This window comes from Tenuifilum sp., from assembly GCF_037481895.1.
Classification (GTDB): Bacteria; Bacteroidota; Bacteroidia; order Bacteroidales; family Tenuifilaceae; genus Tenuifilum; species Tenuifilum osseticum.
Window position 1 is genome coordinate 61,383 of sequence record NZ_JBBFKU010000009.1, and the last position, 16,428, is coordinate 77,810.

The following is a 16,428-nucleotide window of genomic DNA, read 5'->3' on the forward strand; positions in this document are numbered from 1 at the left end:
AATTAGATGAGTAATATACTCTTTATTGTTCAACTTCCGCCTCCGGTTCATGGTGCTAGTTTAATGAATAAGCTGGTAATGGGTAGGGCTTCGCAATTGCCAAACAACAAATGCTTTACCATTAGCCTTAACTTCTCAAAATCGCTTTCCGATTTACAGCGGTTTAAACCCCGTAAAATACTTAGGGCCATAACGGTTGTTTTCGAAATTATTGGTAAAATCATTAAGTACAAGCCCGATATAGTTTACTTCTCAATGGTTCCCATTGGACTTGTGTTGATTAGGGATAGCTTTTATTTAATGCTTTGCAAGGCATTATCACAAAAATCAAAAAAGATAATTCATCTTCACCGGCCGGGAATGCTACAGTTTTATAGTCAAAAACCATACCTGTACCGATTCTATAGCTTTATTTTCAAAAACTGCGAAATTGTTCACCTAACCCCTCGCCTGGCCAGGTTGGAGCTTTCCCCTTTGAACTTAAAAAAAACTAAAATTACCGTTATTCCCAACTCCATAATCAAAACACCCGAATACGAAAGGCACGAAAAGGACTGGAGCAATATCCTATTCCTTTCAAATTTTCTAATACATAAGGGGCATTTTGAGCTGGTTGAAGCATTTGCAATACTCAGCAGCAAATACCCACAGCTTAAGCTCACCCTTGCAGGGGCATTCCCATCCGAAACGGAAAAGCAAAACTTGCTGGAACGAATCAACCAGTATGGGTTGAACAGAACGGTTGAGGTTGTAGGCCCTGTTTACGGTCCCAAAAGATTTGAACTGTATAGTAGGGCAGGCATCTTTGTACTTCCATCAAAGCTAGAGTACTTCCCCCTGGTTATTCTGGAAGCCATGTCGGAACGATGTGCAGTTATAACCAGTGGAAAGGAAAATTTACAGGATACCTTTGTTGATGGCAAGCAACTGCTTTTCCTTGAAAGCGTAGACCCCTACAATATTTCGCAGAAGATTGAAAGATTAATTGAATCACCCCAACTTACCCAATCAATTGCGAACGAAGGCTATAAAAGGTTCACCGAAATCCAGGAAGAAAGCCTCTTAAAAATAGACAAGCTCTTCACCTGCCAATAAAGATTGATTGTACTTTCTATAATTTTCATGATTGCCTTCAATCCTAGGGCATCTACCATAAAATCTATATCTTTGCAAAAATCTTTTTACGGAATGACAACCATTGAACAGGTAAAAGAGCTTGCAAAGCGCCGCGATGCGCTGAGGAGGTATCTTTGACATCGACAAGCTTAGTATAGAATACGAAGAGGAACAGCAAAAAACACAAGCCCCCGACTTTTGGGATAAGCCCGATGAAGCAGAGAAACAGCTTAAGAAAGTAGCTTCAATCAAATCCTGGATAGATGGCTTTAATAAGGTAAACAGCCTTACCGAGGATTTACAGGTTATGTTTGACTTTGCCAAGGAAGGTGCTGCAACCGAAGAAGAAATTGACTCCCACTACAGGCAAACCCTCCAAGCCATTGAGGATTTGGAGCTAAAGAACATGCTACGCAAGGAAGAGGATAGGCTTGGGGCAATCATGAAAATCAACTCCGGTGCCGGAGGAACTGAAAGTATGGACTGGGCGGCCATGCTCATGCGCATGTACATGCGCTGGGGCGAGCGGAATGGCTACGAGGTAAAAGTTGTAGATGTGCAGGATGGCGAGGAGGCCGGCATAAAATCATGTACACTGGAGTTTGTGGGCGAAATGGCTTACGGATTTCTAAAGGGCGAGAATGGCGTTCACCGCCTGGTTCGCATATCCCCATTCGATAGCAATGCCCGAAGGCATACCTCGTTTGCATCGGTCTTTGTTTCACCAGCAGTTGACGAAACCATTGAAATAACCATTAACCCAGCCGACATTAAATGGGACACATACCGTTCATCGGGGGCCGGTGGCCAAAACGTAAATAAGGTTGAAACAGGCGTCCGCCTTTACCATATCCCTACGGGCATCGTAATTGAGAATACCGAATCGAGGTCGCAATTCCAGAATAAGGAGAATGCCATGCGACTACTGAAATCGCACCTTTACGAATTGGAACTACGCAAACGCCGTGAGATTCAGGCCGAGATTGAAGGGAAAAAGAAAAAAATTGAGTGGGGCTCACAAATCCGGAACTATGTGCTCCACCCCTACAAACTCGTTAAGGACCTACGGTCGGGCTATGAAACCTCCGATGTAAATGCCATACTCGATGGCGACCTTAACGAATGTATTAAAGCTTACCTGATGCAATTTGGCGACGAGTAGCCAATGCTACTCGTTTTTTCTTAGCCGGGCACGGGTAATTAAACCCACTGGTATAAAGGCAAAAACACGCCGGGCATGTTCCCTTGGTACTTGCGAAAGGAATAATCCAAGCACTACAATGGCTATTCCAGCTATTTTTACAATTCCTAAAGTTTCGCCTAACAGGAAATAGGCAAAAATGGCTGTAAGCACAGGAATTGCATTGGCAAACGAGTTTGCCTTGGTTACCCCAAGATGCTTAACCGAGTATGTAAATAGCAAAAAGGCAAAGGTTGATGCAAAAATTCCAAGCTTAACAAGCGGCATTAGCGAGGCAATGGTTACTCCAACGCTCATGAAATGGTTAAACTCAAACAAGAAAAATATTGGCAGAAAGTAAATTACGGCAATAGTATTCTGGTAAGTAATTATTGTAAAAACATTGTAGGCCGATGTCAACTTCCTAAGGGTAAGTGAATAGCCCAATGCGGCAAATACAGCCAGAAACATAAGGGCTATACCAACAGGGTTAGCCTCAAGTTTCCCAAATCCCTGATGGAATATAACCATGCCAACCCCTATAACCGAAACCATGATACCCACAAAATTCATTAGTGTTACTCGGGTCTTGTAAATATAAAACTCCCCCAAGGGGCTGAAAAGTGGAATGGTTGAGATAATTACAGCAGCTAATGTAGATGAAACCATGGTCATCCCAAAACTCTCACCCATAAAGTAAAGAAAGGGTTCAAAAAAGGCTAGCAAAAGGAAGTATTTCAAATCGCTAGCTTTAATTCTGGTCAGCTTCCTCATTATTAGTCCTACCGTGATAAAAAGGAAAATGGCAGAAATTGATAGCCTACCAACCACCAAAGTGATAGGTTTATAGAATTGGAATACCTCCTTATACCAAATAAAGGAGAGCGACCAAAAAACCATGGCCAGCACAGTTGCAGCATAAATCCCAATGGAATTATTCTTCATTGTTTAAAGTTCAATTTATTGGCAAAGGTTTAGAACGGTATAAACCCAAAAGGTTTACGCGACAAAAATAAAAAAAGGGCGTTGAACACTCAACGCCCTAATTTAATAATGCAAGCTTATTTTGCGGGAGGCAAAAGCACCTTGTTAATTACATGAATAACACCATTGGTAGCCTGTACATCAACAAGAACTACCGAAGAGTTCTCGTTAATTGTAACGGTTGTACCAACATTAACATTGATATCGCCATTCAACGTAGGCACATTACCACTAGAAAGTTGATTCGATTTCACATTACCTGATACTACATGGTAGAGCAGAATGGGCGTTAAATCATCCTTTGAAAGCTGGTCGATTCCTGATACTCCAATTTGAGTGAAAAGTGCACTAAAAGCATCGTTGGTTGGAGCAAACACTGTAAACGGACCCTGGCCCTTTAAGGTTTCAACAAGTTCAGCTTTTACCAGAGCCGAAACAAGAGTGCTGAAACTGCTATTAGCCAATGCTATATCAACAACCGTGGGTGGAAGTATAACCTTATCGATAACATGAACTATACCGTTAGTTCCAACCACATCGGTCGCAACAATTTTAGAATTGTTGTTCAGCTTAACAGCAGCGGCATCGACAAGTAAGGAAACTTTAGAGTCATTTGGTCCTGCACTCAAAGTTGAAACATAGCCAGTTTGAAGCTGAGTGGACTTAACTGCAGCACCTAAAACGTGATATAAAAGTATTGGGGTCAAATCCTCGGCATTAAGCGCATCTAAACCACTTACACCTAAATCAGTGAAAAGTTGACTAAATGCATCGTTTGTAGGAGCAAAAACCGTAAACGGTCCATCAGCTTTAAGAGCATTAACCAGGTTGGCTTTGGTTAGCGCAGCCACTAAAGATGTAAAACTGCTGTTTGCAAGGGCAATATCAACCACTGTTGGCGGAAGTAAAACCTTATCAATTACATGAATAACCCCATTGGTGGCTGAAATATCGGCAGCGGTAATACCAACATTTCCGTTGAGTTTGAGCATACTTGCATCAACCTTAAGTGAAACACCTAATCCACCTGCACCGGGGCTAAGAGTTGAAACATAGCCACTCGCAAGCTGATTGGATTCAACCTTACCCGATAAAACATGGTAAAGCAGAATTGGGGTTAGCTGGTCAGCAGTTAAGGCATCTATACCACTTACACCCAACTGATTGAAAAGCTCGTTGAAGGCGGCGTTGGTTGGAGCAAATACTGTAAAAGGACCAGTTCCCTGAAGGGTTGTAGCCAGGTTCGCCTTCTGGAGGGCTTGAACCAGAATTGAGAACTGTGGATTGGAAACGGCAACCTCAACAATGTTTTTAGGCATTTCCATCTCCTTTTCTTCATCCTTTTCGCAACTTGTTAATAGTAGCGTTCCCGCTAGGCCTACCAAAGCTAGTAGAGCAAATAGATTTTTTCTTGTTTTCATAATCGTGTGTTTTAGTTGATTATGCCCTACTAACATTAAAAAATAGTCTTTGTTCATTTTATATTCTATTTACATATTCTTTTGTTTGTTAATTTTTGTTATTTATATATCATTTTTATTGATTGATTTATTTGGCTGGATTTGGATTTATTTAACAAAAATCAATAATTTTACAGAAATTTGGTTGCAGGTATGGAAGAACTCATCAGGCTACGTCACGAGCTGCATCGCAACCCTGAACTCTCTGGCCAAGAAAGAGCTACGGGGAAAAGAATTCGTTTTTTTCTAAGCCGCTACCAACCACATGAGCTTTACTCAAATATTGCTGGTGAGGGAATGGCTGTAGTATACAGGGGCAAAGAGCCTGGCCCTACAGTACTATTCCGATGTGATATGGATGCCCTGCCCATTACTGAGCTTTCCGATTTTAAGTACAAGTCCAATACTCCCGGAGTTTCACATACCTGTGGCCACGATGGCCATATGGCCATTGTTTCAGGCCTGGCCGTTCGTTTTTTTGAGAATCCCTTAGAAAAAGGAAAGGTGATTCTGTTCTACCAACCCTCAGAGGAGAATGGTTCCGGTGCCAAGGAATCCATTGAAAGGCTAAAAGAGCTAGACCTCATTCCCGATTATGCCTTTGCGCTTCATAATTTACCCAAGTACAAAAAGGGCAGCGTAGTACTTGGCCGATACACCTTTACGGCAGCCTCAAAAGGCTTGATTATTAAGCTTACCGGACGAAACTCCCATGCAGCCTTCCCAGAACTGGGACTTAATCCATCGGCGGCTACAGCTGAAATCATTCAGCACCTGCTGGCATTGCCAACCAATTTTAAGTATAAGAACTTTGTGCTGGTAACCCTTATACACGTTAAGGTAGGTGAAGTGGCCTTTGGAACCTCAGCCGGTTCGGCTGTTATTATGGCTACACTCAGAGCCTTTGACGATTCCGATATGCACCTGCTTTCCGATAACGCTCTCAAAACATCAACCCAAATTGCAACCAGACATGGCTTAGCCATTGAAACCGAATTTACCGACGATTTCCCAGCCTCAGTTTGCGACCCGCAACTTACTAATGTTGTAGAGAAAATTGCCTCCGAGCAAAAGAAAGAGGTTATATACCTCAATGAACCCAACCGCTGGAGCGAGGATTTTGCCCACTTTACAGGGGTATGCCCATCGGTAATATTCGGACTTGGTGCGGGTGAAGACCACCCCGATATACATAGCCCAACCTACGATTTTCCCGATGACCTAATTATTGATGGAGTTGACCTACTGGAATCAATAGCACGAGAAATCACTTCCTCTGAATCCTTTTTAAAATACTAACCAGCCAGCCGTCAGGACGCTGGCTTACTAAGTAAACCCCTGCAAATACCAAAGCTGCAGCAGTTATCTTTTTGGCATCGAGGCTATCCATTCCCACCGATACAGCAACTAAGGCCGCTATAACAGGCTGAGAGTAAATATATATGCTAACAGTGCTTGCCTGAACGTACCGTAATCCCCATCCGTTCAGGAGGTATGCTAAAAATGTCGGGCCAAGTAAAACAAAAAGTATTGATGCGTAAATCATTGGTGGAATAACTGCCCACCTTGTAGTGGCTAAATCGTAAACACCAAAAGGAAGTAGGGAAATCAAACCAACCACAAAAACACCTTTCATAACCGTAATTGGTCTATACTTTAGCATAAGGGGCTTTACTACCACAAGGTAAAACGCATAGAAAAGAGTATTCAGGAAAAGCATGGCATTGCCAAGGGTATGGTTCTGCCCAACCTCCAAGGAGCCCTTGCTCAGGATAAGCAAAAGGGCACCCGATGCACCAATAAACAAACCTGTTACTTTAACAAAATTGATATGCTCCGATAGGACAAAGTATGCAATAAGCATTACCATCGCAGGGTTCAAGGTTGATATGATTGATGACTCGATTGGGGTACTATAGTTTAACCCATTGAGGAATAGCAGCTGATTGAATGAAATGCCAAACAACCCCGATGCAATAAATCGTGGATAATCAGCTTTGCTTATTCTCTCATCACTCTTATCAAATATCGAAATCAACCAGAAAAGAAACGAGGCCGTAACCACCCGAAGAAGAGTGAATGCCATGGGCGATAGGTAATTGGGCATAACCCCTTTGGCTATTGAGTAGTTAAGCCCAAACATAATGTTTGCAAGTATTATGGCTAAATGTGCCTCGGCTCGCTTATTTTTTCCAATCACCATATACATTAAAAATACAATGCAGTAGGATTTCTAAAACAAAGTAAAGTTTAAAAATGCAAAACTTACAGAAGGGTTACAAAGTTCATGTTTTTAACCCAATAAACAATTTAGCTTTTAATTAGCCATGATTTAAACCCTAAAACTTTAAATTTGTTAATTATTGCATTTGAAATTAATGCATAAGCAAACCGCCCATATTAAGGAAAACCCTGCACAACGTATAAAGGCAAAACTTGCCCTAATACCGGTTTTGCTTGGGCTGGGGGTAACAGGGGTCTTACTATACAATGAATTTAACCCTAGGGCTTTTGACGTTATAAACTTTACATGGAAATCAGCGTTGTGGTTAATGCTGGCTTGGCTTTTCATGGTTGGCCGCGATTTGGGTTACACCCTCCGGCTAATGATTTTAAGCGATGGTAAATTCCGATTCTGGAAGGCTTTAAGGGTGATAATGCTCTGGGAATTTACCTCGGCAATCACACCATCGGCTATAGGTGGCACCAGCGTGGCAATTGTTTATGTCAATAAGGAAGGTTTAAATCTTGGGCATAGCTCAGCACTGGTAATGATAACCTCCTTCCTGGATGAGCTTTACTTTGTGGTAATGTTTCCACTCCTGGTTTTGCTGGCAGGTTACCATGGATTATTCGATATTGGTACCACAAACAGCATGGCCAAGGAACTTTTAACATTCAGCATTATTGGCTACTCATTAAAACTTGCCTGGGTAATAACCTTGGTTTACGGTTTATTCTTTAATCCCCGTGGACTTAAATGGTTGTTACTTTTGATTTTTAAACTACCATTCCTGCGGCGATGGAAGCATGGAGCAAATCGCGCCGGCTCCGATATCATAAACAGCTCCAAGGAATACCGAAACAAGCCCACTTCGTTCTGGGTAAAGGTTGTACTGGCCTCGTTTCTCTCGTGGTCATCGCGTTTCCTGGTTGTAAATGCGTTACTTATGGCATTCTTCAGCATTGAGCACAACCTGCTAATTTTTGCACGCCAGCTGGTAATGTGGATAATGATGTTAGTGAGTCCAACTCCCGGAGGTAGTGGCTTTGCCGAGTTTGTTTTTACCCGTTACCTTTCAGAATTTATTCCTGTTGATGCAGCATTAATTGTTCCTGTTTCTGTGGCAATGGCCTTGCTGTGGAGACTGGTTACTTACTATCCTTACCTCTTTCTGGGTAGCATAATTTTCCCCCGCTGGGTTCGTCGACACTTCATCAAGTAAATACTTTTCATACTGACAGCTCTAAAACAAATCGTTTTTAAAAGCTGTTTAGTTTGATATTAAAAAGGAGGTTATGAATTATTTCTATATTACCGGTACTAGCTCGGGAATTGGGTTGGCGCTTACTCGCCAAGTACTAAGCAATGACAGCTCCTATGTGGTTGGATACTCGCGTAGAAATGTGGTTAGCCACCATAGGTATAAACATATTCAAATTGACTTCAGCCAACAGGGAGCAGCAAGAGAGGTAGAAATACCTTTCTTCCCCAATGCCAAACACGTTGTACTTATAAATAATGCTGGCATGCTAGGCGACGTAAAACCTATTGGTAAAATCGATAATGAACAGCTTGAGAAAACATTCATGGTTAATACCGTTAGCCCTGCAATACTAACTAACCGTTTAATATCGTTATATCTACCCTCAGCCGAATTAATTACCATTGTGAACATCAGCTCTGGAGCAGCGCGCCATGCGGTGGAATCGTGGAGTGGGTACTGCGCATCCAAGGCAGCTATCGATATGTTTTCACTGGTGCTACATGCTGAACAAAAGCTGGTAGGCGACCCAAAGGTTAAGGTAATTTCATTAGCACCCGGAATAGTTGACACCCCCATGCAGGACTCGGTTCGTAAAGTTGACCCAACGTACTTTCCCCAATCCGAAAGGTTTCACCATTACAAGCAGAAAGGAATGCTTGCCTCAACCGAGCAGGTAGCAAAAAAAATCGTTGAGCTGATAGGTAACCCGCCCAACGATCCAATTATCGATTTACGTATGCTTTAATTACTCAACTCCCTGATATACTTTATCATTGACTCGAAAATAAGCTTGCCATCGGTATTGCCAAGCTCATCGTCCGAGGCACGCTCTGGGTGGGGCATCATACCAAAAACATTGTGGCGCTCATTGCATACACCGGCAATGTTCTCCACTGAGCCATTGGGGTTGGCACTTTCCGAAACCACTCCGCTCTCATCGCAATAGCGGAAAAGTATTTGACCGTTTATTCGCATTTGGGCAAGTGTATCCTTATCGGCGTAGTAACGACCCTCGCCATGGGCAATGGGAACCTTAAGCGCCCTGTCGCGGGGTAAGTACTTTGTAAGAGCAGTGTTCTTGCTGTCAGGTACCAGGTGAACATTCTTGCATATGAACTTTTGGCTGGTGTTGTGCAGTAATGCTCCCGGTAAAAGTCCACTCTCGCAAAGAATTTGGAAACCATTGCAAATACCAAACACGTAACCCCCATTATTGGCAAAATCAATTACCCTGTTCATTATTGGCGAAAACTTGGCCAGGGCCCCTGATCGTAAGTAATCACCATAGGAGAATCCGCCCGGCAGTATTATGACATCAATATTGGGATCAAAATCGGTTTCCTTGTGCCAAAGGGTTACTACTTCTTGCTCAAGTATCTCCTTAATTACATATACTGTATCCTGATCGCAGTTGGAACCAGGGAATACAACTACTCCAAACTTCATGCTAATGCAATTAATATGCGTCAAAGATAGCCAATAATATAAAATCGTCAAAATTAGGTTTGAACCAATAACATTTTTGGTTTAAATTTGATAATCAATTATTAAAAAAATGATTAAAAACACTCTACGTCTAGGCTTTATAGCTATAGCTTTTGCATTTATCTTTGCAATCCTATTTATGGTGTACAGCACCATAACCTTCTACAATCCTGATAGGGAAATTACTCTTCAAGCTTCACTAAACCCCGACACTGTTGCTATAAGTACGTCGTACCAACTGATAACCTGGAACATTGGTTATGCCGGGTTAGGCGACAATATGGACTTTTTTTATGACGGGGGAAAGCGAACCCGCGATACTAAAGCACGAACATTAGAAAACCTCGATTCCATTAAAAAATTCATTCTGCAAAACCGCACCGATTTTATTTTTCTTCAGGAAGTTGATTTAGCATCGCGTCGATCATACAACACCAATCAACTTCAAATTATCGGCCAAGCGGTTAACTACTTTACCTTCTTTGCCACCAACTATCAGGTGTCATTTGTTCCGGTTCCACTTAAAAACCCAATGGGCAATGTAAATTCAGGAATTATGACTCTTAGCCGCTTTACCCCAATGAATGCGGTAAGAGTTCAGCTGCCTGGCCTATCGCCATGGCCTAACAGGGTTTTCAACCTACGTCGCTGCCTGCTGGTTACCCGTTTCCCGGTAAGTAATGGCCGTGAATTTGTACTTATCAATACCCATAACTCAGCATTTGAAAACGATAGCCTCAAGATGGCAGAAATGAGTTTCATTCGCCAGGTAGCATTAAGCGAGTATGAAAAGGGAAATTATGTGATAATCGGAGGCGACTGGAATCAACTACCGCCCAATTTTCCGCCCGACAGGTTCGGAAATGCATACGAAACCAAGGCTTTCAAACCTCTTTCCATTGAAAGCAACTTTATGCCAAGCGGATGGCAATGGGCTTTTGACCCATCAAAGCCTACTAATCGATATCTGGATAGGCCATTCAGTAACCAGTGTAGAACGGTTATTCTCGATTTCTTCCTGCTTTCGCCAAACATTCATATTACCGATATCGCAACCACCGACTTAAAGTTCAGGCATTCCGATCATAACCCCGTTAAACTATCATTTGTTCTCATGCCAATCCAATAGTATCAATGGAAAATGCAATCTTATAATCCATTAGGTGATGTTAATCAAAGTTAATACTATCTTTGCCATTTAGATTTTGTTTGTATTTAAGAAAAATCTATATTTAGCCTGATTATTGTTGATGATATCTGCTTAATGAGATAATGCCAAGCCAGCGTATGCAGGTAACCGACCAGGATTTACAGTATTTTGTAAATACTATTAAAAGTGTTTCAAAGTATGACTTTTCCGAGTATTCGGAGAAGTCGCTTAAGCGCCGTTTGCAAAAAATTCTTGAAGATTACAACCTCGACCTAACCTCCCTGCTTACCTCGCTCCGGCTGGATAGGGATTTTCTGGAGAAAGTGGTCAAGGAAGTAACGGTTAATACAACAGAGCTATTCCGCGATCCACCGGTTTGGCATCTTTTGCGCTCCCGTATCCTACCCCGATTCAAGAACAACAAAACCATAAATATTTGGCATGCCGGTTGCTCCACCGGACAGGAGGTTTACTCCATGATGATTCTCCTGAACGAGATGGAAATGCTCGACAAGGCAAAAATATTTGCAACCGACCTAAACTCCGATGTGCTGGATGCTGCTAAGCAAGGAGTATACAAATACCGCTTTAACCTCGGCTATCTGGATAATTTCGATAAGGTTATTAAGCAAAACCCTCTCAACTTTGAGGAGTATAACGACGTTCCATACGAAAAGTATTTCGATATCGATAAGGTAAGAGATACTATCACCATGAAAAAGTTCTTAACCGAGCGTCCCATTTTCCGCAAACACGACCTTGTGGTCGATGGCAATATCTTTTTTGCCAAGTTCGACCTTATACTTTGCCGTAACGTAATCATTTACTTTAACTACTCGCTTCAGAACAAGGTTTTTGAACTCTTTCATAATAATCTTTACCCCAAGGGGATATTACTGCTTGGGATGCACGAAACCATACTTGGCCCTTGGGCTTCCCGTTTTGAACGATTAGGTCAGGCTTACATAAAAAAATAAATTTTACCATGAAGGCTTTTGCTAACATGAAACTTGCACAAAAAGTTCAACTTGCCATAATCCCTTTAATGGTTGTGCTCTTTGCCTTTGCAGGTTTAATCCTAAATTACTTTTCCCGTACCAGAACCATTAATAACGCCGTTAAAGAGGCTTACGTTTACATCGATAAGCTAATTGACATTGCAAACATTATTGAACAAAAAACTGGAAAAGGTTTAAGCTCAAACGATATCTTTGAGCTAAAGCCCTACTTCGCTAAGCCGGCTTTCAACAAAACCGATTTCCCCTCATTAATTTCACGGAATGGCGAATACGTTTTACACATTACCCGCCAGGGAGCACGACTCCCAATGAAGACCATTCAGGAAATTAAGAACCTCAAAGCCAACGAGGGCTTCATATACTACCAGGATATTACCGATGACATTACTGAGAACCGAATACTTGTTTACAAGTACTACAAACCATACAATGCCTACTTTGCCATTTCAGTAAGTCCAACCGAAGTTCTTGAGCAGGTCAAGGCTAACAGGAGAGCCATGATTGCCATCGTTTTCCTCTCTTCGTTGATATCTGCACTTGTTGTATGGCTTTTGCTCAAACCCATCACAAAACAGCTGGCCCACCTCTCCGTTCGACTAAAACAGCTTGCACAGGGCGAGATTCCTCCAACTGTTAAGGTTACCGACAGGAGCGAGCTGGGAACCTTAGCTGAGTCGCTAAACAGCTTAATCGACGGGCTTAAGGGTACTACTGAATTTGCCCGGCAAATTGAACAAAACAAGCTCGATTTTGACTTTAAGCCTCTCAGCAAAAACGATCAGCTTGGATTGGCTTTACTACAAATGCGCGAAAGCTTAAAACGAGCCCAACAGGAAGAGGCTAAGCGTAAGAAGGAGGATGATATCCGTACATGGATTAACGCAGGTCTTGCCAAGTTTGGCGATATACTTCGTCAAAACAACAATAACCTTAACCTCCTTGCCGATAATGTTATCCAAAACCTGGTAAACTACCTTGATGCTAACCAGGGAGGAATTTTCATGTTTAAGGAGTACGAATCGGAAAAACACCTCGAACTCCTCTCAGCCTTTGCCTATAACCGGAAGAAATTCCTTCAAAAAAGCATTATGCTTGGCGAGGGACTCGTGGGCACCTGTGCGGTTGAGAAGCAAACCATTTACCTGAAAGAAATCCCAAGCGATTACATTGCCATTACCTCCGGGTTGGGTGAGGCCACCCCAACATCGCTGCTCATTGTTCCCCTTAAGCTTGAGGATGAGATTTTTGGAGTTATAGAAATAGCATCGTTTAATGAGTTTGCCCCATACCAAATTGAGTTTGTTGAAAAGGTTAGCGAGAGCATAGCCTCAACCCTGAACTCGGTTAAGAATAATATCAGAACCCGTGAGCTGCTTGAACAATCGCAACAGCAACGCGAGGAAATGGCTGCACAGGAAGAAGAGATGCGCCAGAACATGGAGGAAATGCAGGCCACCCAGGAGGAAATGCAGCGTAAGAACCTTGAACTCGAAATCATCACCTCGGCCATTAACCAGTCGTTGGTATCATGCTCACTTAACGACGATGGCTTTATTGTCGACTCCAACCTGGTATTCCAGGAGATGACCGGCTACAGCAAGGCTGAACTTGAGGGAATGCTGCTTGAGAGCTTAATTGTCGACTCACAGCGCGAGGAGTTTAGCAAGCTATGGAAATCTGTCCTTAACGGACAGCCGATCAATACAACCCTTCACCTGGTTGGGAATAATGGCAGGGAACGCTTCCTGCTGGCTTCACTTACACCCGGTTTCGATCCCATGGGATTGCTAATCAAGATACTCCTTGTGGGACACGATATAACCGAGTCAAAGAAACTCGAATTGATGACCCAGCAGCAAGCCAAAGAAATTGAAAAGAATATCAAGCGCATTAAGGAAGAGCAGGAGATATCGAACCTGCGCCATCGGGAGATGGAAACCCTGCTCAAGGCTCTTGACCAAAATTGCCTGGTTACCATAATAGAACCCGATGGTCTTATTACCTACATCAATAACAAAAATGTAGAAGTGCTGGGCGACAAAAAGGAAGACATTGAGAACCGATTCATTCAGGATATTGATTTTACCGCTAAAAATAAACCCAAAGAATTTGAACGTTTTTGGAAATCGCTTCATAAGGGAATCAAACAAACTCGCGAGTTCTCACTTGATGTAAAAGGCGAAACCCGCTGGGTGCTGGAAAACTACACCCCAATTATGGATGAAAGTGGTAACCTTTACAAAATAATAAATATTGCCCTGGATATAACCGAGAATAAACGGAAAGAAATGGAACTAAATGCTGTTATTGAACAGCTTAAGCAACAGCTCAAGAAATAGTGAAGTATGACCATACGCTACGAAATAGGAATTGTTGACACCCGGAACGTAATCAAAACGTTGCTCGATGATTATGGCTTCGATTTCCGCGATTATGCCCTTACCTCACTCAAGCGGAGGCTGGAGTACATCATATCGCTTTACGCGCTTCGCGATGCCGAGGGCCTTATTGCCAAGCTAAAGAGTAGCAAGGATTTTTTAGACCAATTCCTTTACGATATTACCCCTGAAACCACCGAAATGTTCCGCGATCCATCGTTCTGGAGAATTCTAAGGGATGAAATCATTCCTGAACTGGTTAAGTCGGGCTCATCAAAACCCCGCATATGGATTGCATCGTTCGACTCGGGCGAAGAGCTTTACTCGTTATCAATCCTTCTAAAGGAATTGAATTTACTTAACGAGGTAAATTTATACTGCAACGTACTCTCCGATCATACCATACAGCGCATCACATCGGGTCGCTTGGATCCTAAAGATATGGAGGTGAATGAGGCAAACTACCAACGTTTTAACGAGAAAGGGAAGTACTCGTCGTACTACCGAACCGAGGCAAACAACATTATTTTTGACGTTAGCCTTATTAAGGATGTAAACTTCATCAAGCAAAATACATTAATTGATGAGGATCCGGGTGCACCAAAGCTTATAATCTTCCGTAACCAGGCAATTTACTACAACCAGCTTCTCAGCGAAAAGGTTTTCGCCAAGCTTGCCAACTGCCTGGTAGCTGGGGGGTATTTAGCAATTGGGGTTAAAGAAACTTTGGAAAATACCAACGTTAGTAATAAATTTACTCTTTACAACGAGGCAGAAAGAATTTACAAGCGAAAAACCAACTAGTTTTTATGTATAAAGCAGTTATCATAGGAGGATCGGCAGGAAGCTTTCAGGTTATTACCCGAATACTACACGCTTTGCCCCCAAACTACCCACTACCTGTCCTTCTTTGCCTGCATAGGTTAAAGCATGTTCGCAGCGGATTTGTTGAGGCCCTTTCCATCAAATCGGGCATTCAAATTATTGAACCAAACGATAAGGAACAGATCAAACCCGGTAAAGCATACCTGGCTCCAGCTAATTACCACATGTATGTGGAATTAGGAAATAAAATAGCCCTTTCAACCGAGGAACCGGTTAACCATTCACGCCCCAGCATCGACCTTTCATTTATTACCGCTGCTCAGGTTTACCGTGAAAAACTAGTGGGAATTATTCTCTCTGGAGCAAACCGCGATGGTGCATACGGGCTAAAAAAAATAAAGGACTTAGGCGGGCTAGCCATTGTTCAAAACCCTGATGAATGCCAGGTTAGAACCATGACCGAAGCCTCGCTCAAGATGACGCCTGTTGACTTTGTTTTTAATACTAACGAGATTATTAAGTTTCTTCAAAACATCAAAGTATAAAAACATGAAACCAGTTAACCCGACTAACCGATTTGTACCTGTTATAGTATTGGTTTTGCTGCTAGCCAGTTCCCTATTGGTTTTCAACTTGATCTATAACACGGCATTGGAAACCGGGCAAAAAATATCTCCTTTGATTATAAGCCTTTGCCTACTCCCCTTTCTTTTTGGATTGTGGTTCTACTTTATTGTAGTTAAGCAACGAAACCTTATCGATGGCCTTCAAGCCCAAATTGAATTGCTTAAAGCGCAGGTTGAATCATTCATGAAATCGCAGAAAAAGGAAACCACTCAGGAAATCCGAAAAGAAACCCTTGACTACAAAAAATTGCTTGAAAAGATTATCCCTAACCTTCCTACTGACGATATTGTAAAATATGGCGAGGCACTCCTTGCCAATGTTGCCAAAACCGCCGAAATTGTTCAGGGGCAACTATACCTTAAAAATTCACAAACCGATGTGTTTAGCTTTAAAGCTGGCTACGCTTTCTTTTCCGAGACCACCCCACCCGAGTACCGGGAAGGGGAAACCCTCGCAGGACAGGTGGCCAAAAACCAAAAACTTATAAACATTGATAATATACCCGAAGGTTACATTACTATACTATCCGGCCTGGGAAAGGGTTCGCCTAAACATTTAATTATTGCCCCAATAATCTCTACCGAAAATACAACTATTGGGATAATAGAGCTAGCCTCTTTCAAACCCTTTACTAGCGAACACGAGGAACTTTTTTCCCAGCTCGGACGTAAACTTGGAGAGATATTAAGTGTCAATCAACAATAACCAAACTGCGG

At 42.3% G+C, this 16,428-nt stretch carries 15 protein-coding genes; 11 read left to right on the forward strand and 4 right to left on the reverse strand.

From position 1 onward, the window contains the following. Positions 1-6: 6 nt before the first annotated feature. Positions 7-1,095: a glycosyltransferase family 4 protein gene (locus WHS63_RS04230; RefSeq protein ID WP_445204035.1), complete on the forward strand. Its 1,089-nt coding sequence runs from the start codon at positions 7-9 to the stop codon at positions 1,093-1,095. Positions 1,096-1,188: 93 nt separating this feature from the next. Continuing rightward, positions 1,189-2,278, forward strand: a protein-coding gene (prfB, locus tag WHS63_RS04235; protein ID WP_445204036.1) for a peptide chain release factor 2 whose coding sequence is annotated in 2 segments (ribosomal slippage) — positions 1,189-1,251 and positions 1,253-2,278 — 1,089 coding nt in all. Because the reading frame shifts where the segments join, the coding sequence is not laid out codon by codon here. 6 nt (positions 2,279-2,284) lie between these two features. Here the strand turns inward: prfB and WHS63_RS04240 are convergent. Together WHS63_RS04240 and WHS63_RS04245 are read right to left on the reverse strand one after the other, a co-directional pair. Then, positions 2,285-3,241 (reverse strand): DMT family transporter, encoded by a 957-nt coding sequence (locus tag WHS63_RS04240; protein ID WP_445204037.1) that lies wholly within the window; start codon positions 3,239-3,241, stop codon positions 2,285-2,287. A 116-nt stretch (positions 3,242-3,357) separates the two neighbouring features. Then, a complete protein-coding gene (locus WHS63_RS04245; RefSeq protein WP_445204038.1) occupies positions 3,358-4,701 on the reverse strand; it encodes a fasciclin domain-containing protein in 1,344 nt (447 codons plus the stop codon). Positions 4,702-4,893: 192 nt separating this feature from the next. Here WHS63_RS04245 and WHS63_RS04250 point away from each other — a divergent pair, with 192 nt between their 5' ends. Further along, positions 4,894-6,039, forward strand: a complete 1,146-nt coding sequence (locus WHS63_RS04250; protein WP_445204039.1) for an amidohydrolase — start codon at positions 4,894-4,896, stop codon at positions 6,037-6,039. On the opposite strand, the gene WHS63_RS04255 is transcribed toward WHS63_RS04250, so the two are convergent. Beyond that, positions 6,008-6,943, reverse strand: a complete 936-nt coding sequence (locus WHS63_RS04255; protein ID WP_445204040.1) for a DMT family transporter — start codon at positions 6,941-6,943, stop codon at positions 6,008-6,010. The genes WHS63_RS04250 and WHS63_RS04255 overlap by 32 nt on opposite strands. Before the next feature lie 175 nt (positions 6,944-7,118). On the opposite strand from WHS63_RS04255, the gene WHS63_RS04260 reads away from it, so the two are divergent. Both WHS63_RS04260 and WHS63_RS04265 read left to right on the forward strand, forming a co-directional pair. Then, positions 7,119-8,186 (forward strand): lysylphosphatidylglycerol synthase transmembrane domain-containing protein, encoded by a 1,068-nt coding sequence (locus WHS63_RS04260; protein ID WP_369488768.1) that lies wholly within the window; start codon positions 7,119-7,121, stop codon positions 8,184-8,186. Positions 8,187-8,259: 73 nt separating this feature from the next. Then, positions 8,260-8,973 carry an SDR family NAD(P)-dependent oxidoreductase gene (locus WHS63_RS04265; RefSeq protein WP_445204041.1) on the forward strand — a complete coding sequence of 238 codons (714 nt, stop codon included), beginning with the start codon at positions 8,260-8,262 and terminating at the stop codon, positions 8,971-8,973. Here WHS63_RS04265 and purQ read toward each other — a convergent pair. After that, the gene (gene purQ / locus WHS63_RS04270) at positions 8,970-9,674 is read right to left on the reverse strand and encodes a phosphoribosylformylglycinamidine synthase subunit PurQ (RefSeq protein WP_445204042.1); all 705 of its coding nucleotides are present in this window, start codon (positions 9,672-9,674) and stop codon (positions 8,970-8,972) included. The genes WHS63_RS04265 and purQ overlap by 4 nt on opposite strands. A gap of 109 nt (positions 9,675-9,783) precedes the next feature. Between purQ and WHS63_RS04275 the strand changes: the two genes are divergently transcribed. The 6 genes from WHS63_RS04275 (at position 9,784) to WHS63_RS04300 (ending at position 16,417) form a co-directional block, all read left to right on the forward strand. Continuing rightward, a complete protein-coding gene (locus tag WHS63_RS04275; RefSeq protein ID WP_445204043.1) occupies positions 9,784-10,842 on the forward strand; it encodes an endonuclease/exonuclease/phosphatase family protein in 1,059 nt (352 codons plus the stop codon). A gap of 143 nt (positions 10,843-10,985) precedes the next feature. Then, on the forward strand, positions 10,986-11,840 hold the full coding sequence (locus tag WHS63_RS04280; protein WP_445204044.1) for a CheR family methyltransferase: 855 nt from the start codon (positions 10,986-10,988) through the stop codon (positions 11,838-11,840). 8 nt (positions 11,841-11,848) lie between these two features. Next, positions 11,849-14,221, forward strand: a complete 2,373-nt coding sequence (locus WHS63_RS04285) for a PAS domain-containing protein (RefSeq protein ID WP_445204045.1) — start codon at positions 11,849-11,851, stop codon at positions 14,219-14,221. A 6-nt stretch (positions 14,222-14,227) separates the two neighbouring features. Further along, positions 14,228-15,064, forward strand: coding sequence for a CheR family methyltransferase (locus WHS63_RS04290; protein ID WP_445204046.1), 837 nt, complete (start codon positions 14,228-14,230; stop codon positions 15,062-15,064). A gap of 5 nt (positions 15,065-15,069) precedes the next feature. Beyond that, a complete protein-coding gene (locus WHS63_RS04295) occupies positions 15,070-15,630 on the forward strand; it encodes a chemotaxis protein CheB (protein ID WP_369488782.1) in 561 nt (186 codons plus the stop codon). Between the two features lie 4 nt (positions 15,631-15,634). Beyond that, the gene (locus WHS63_RS04300) at positions 15,635-16,417 is read left to right on the forward strand and encodes a GAF domain-containing protein (protein WP_445204047.1); all 783 of its coding nucleotides are present in this window, start codon (positions 15,635-15,637) and stop codon (positions 16,415-16,417) included. Positions 16,418-16,428 lie beyond the last annotated feature (11 nt).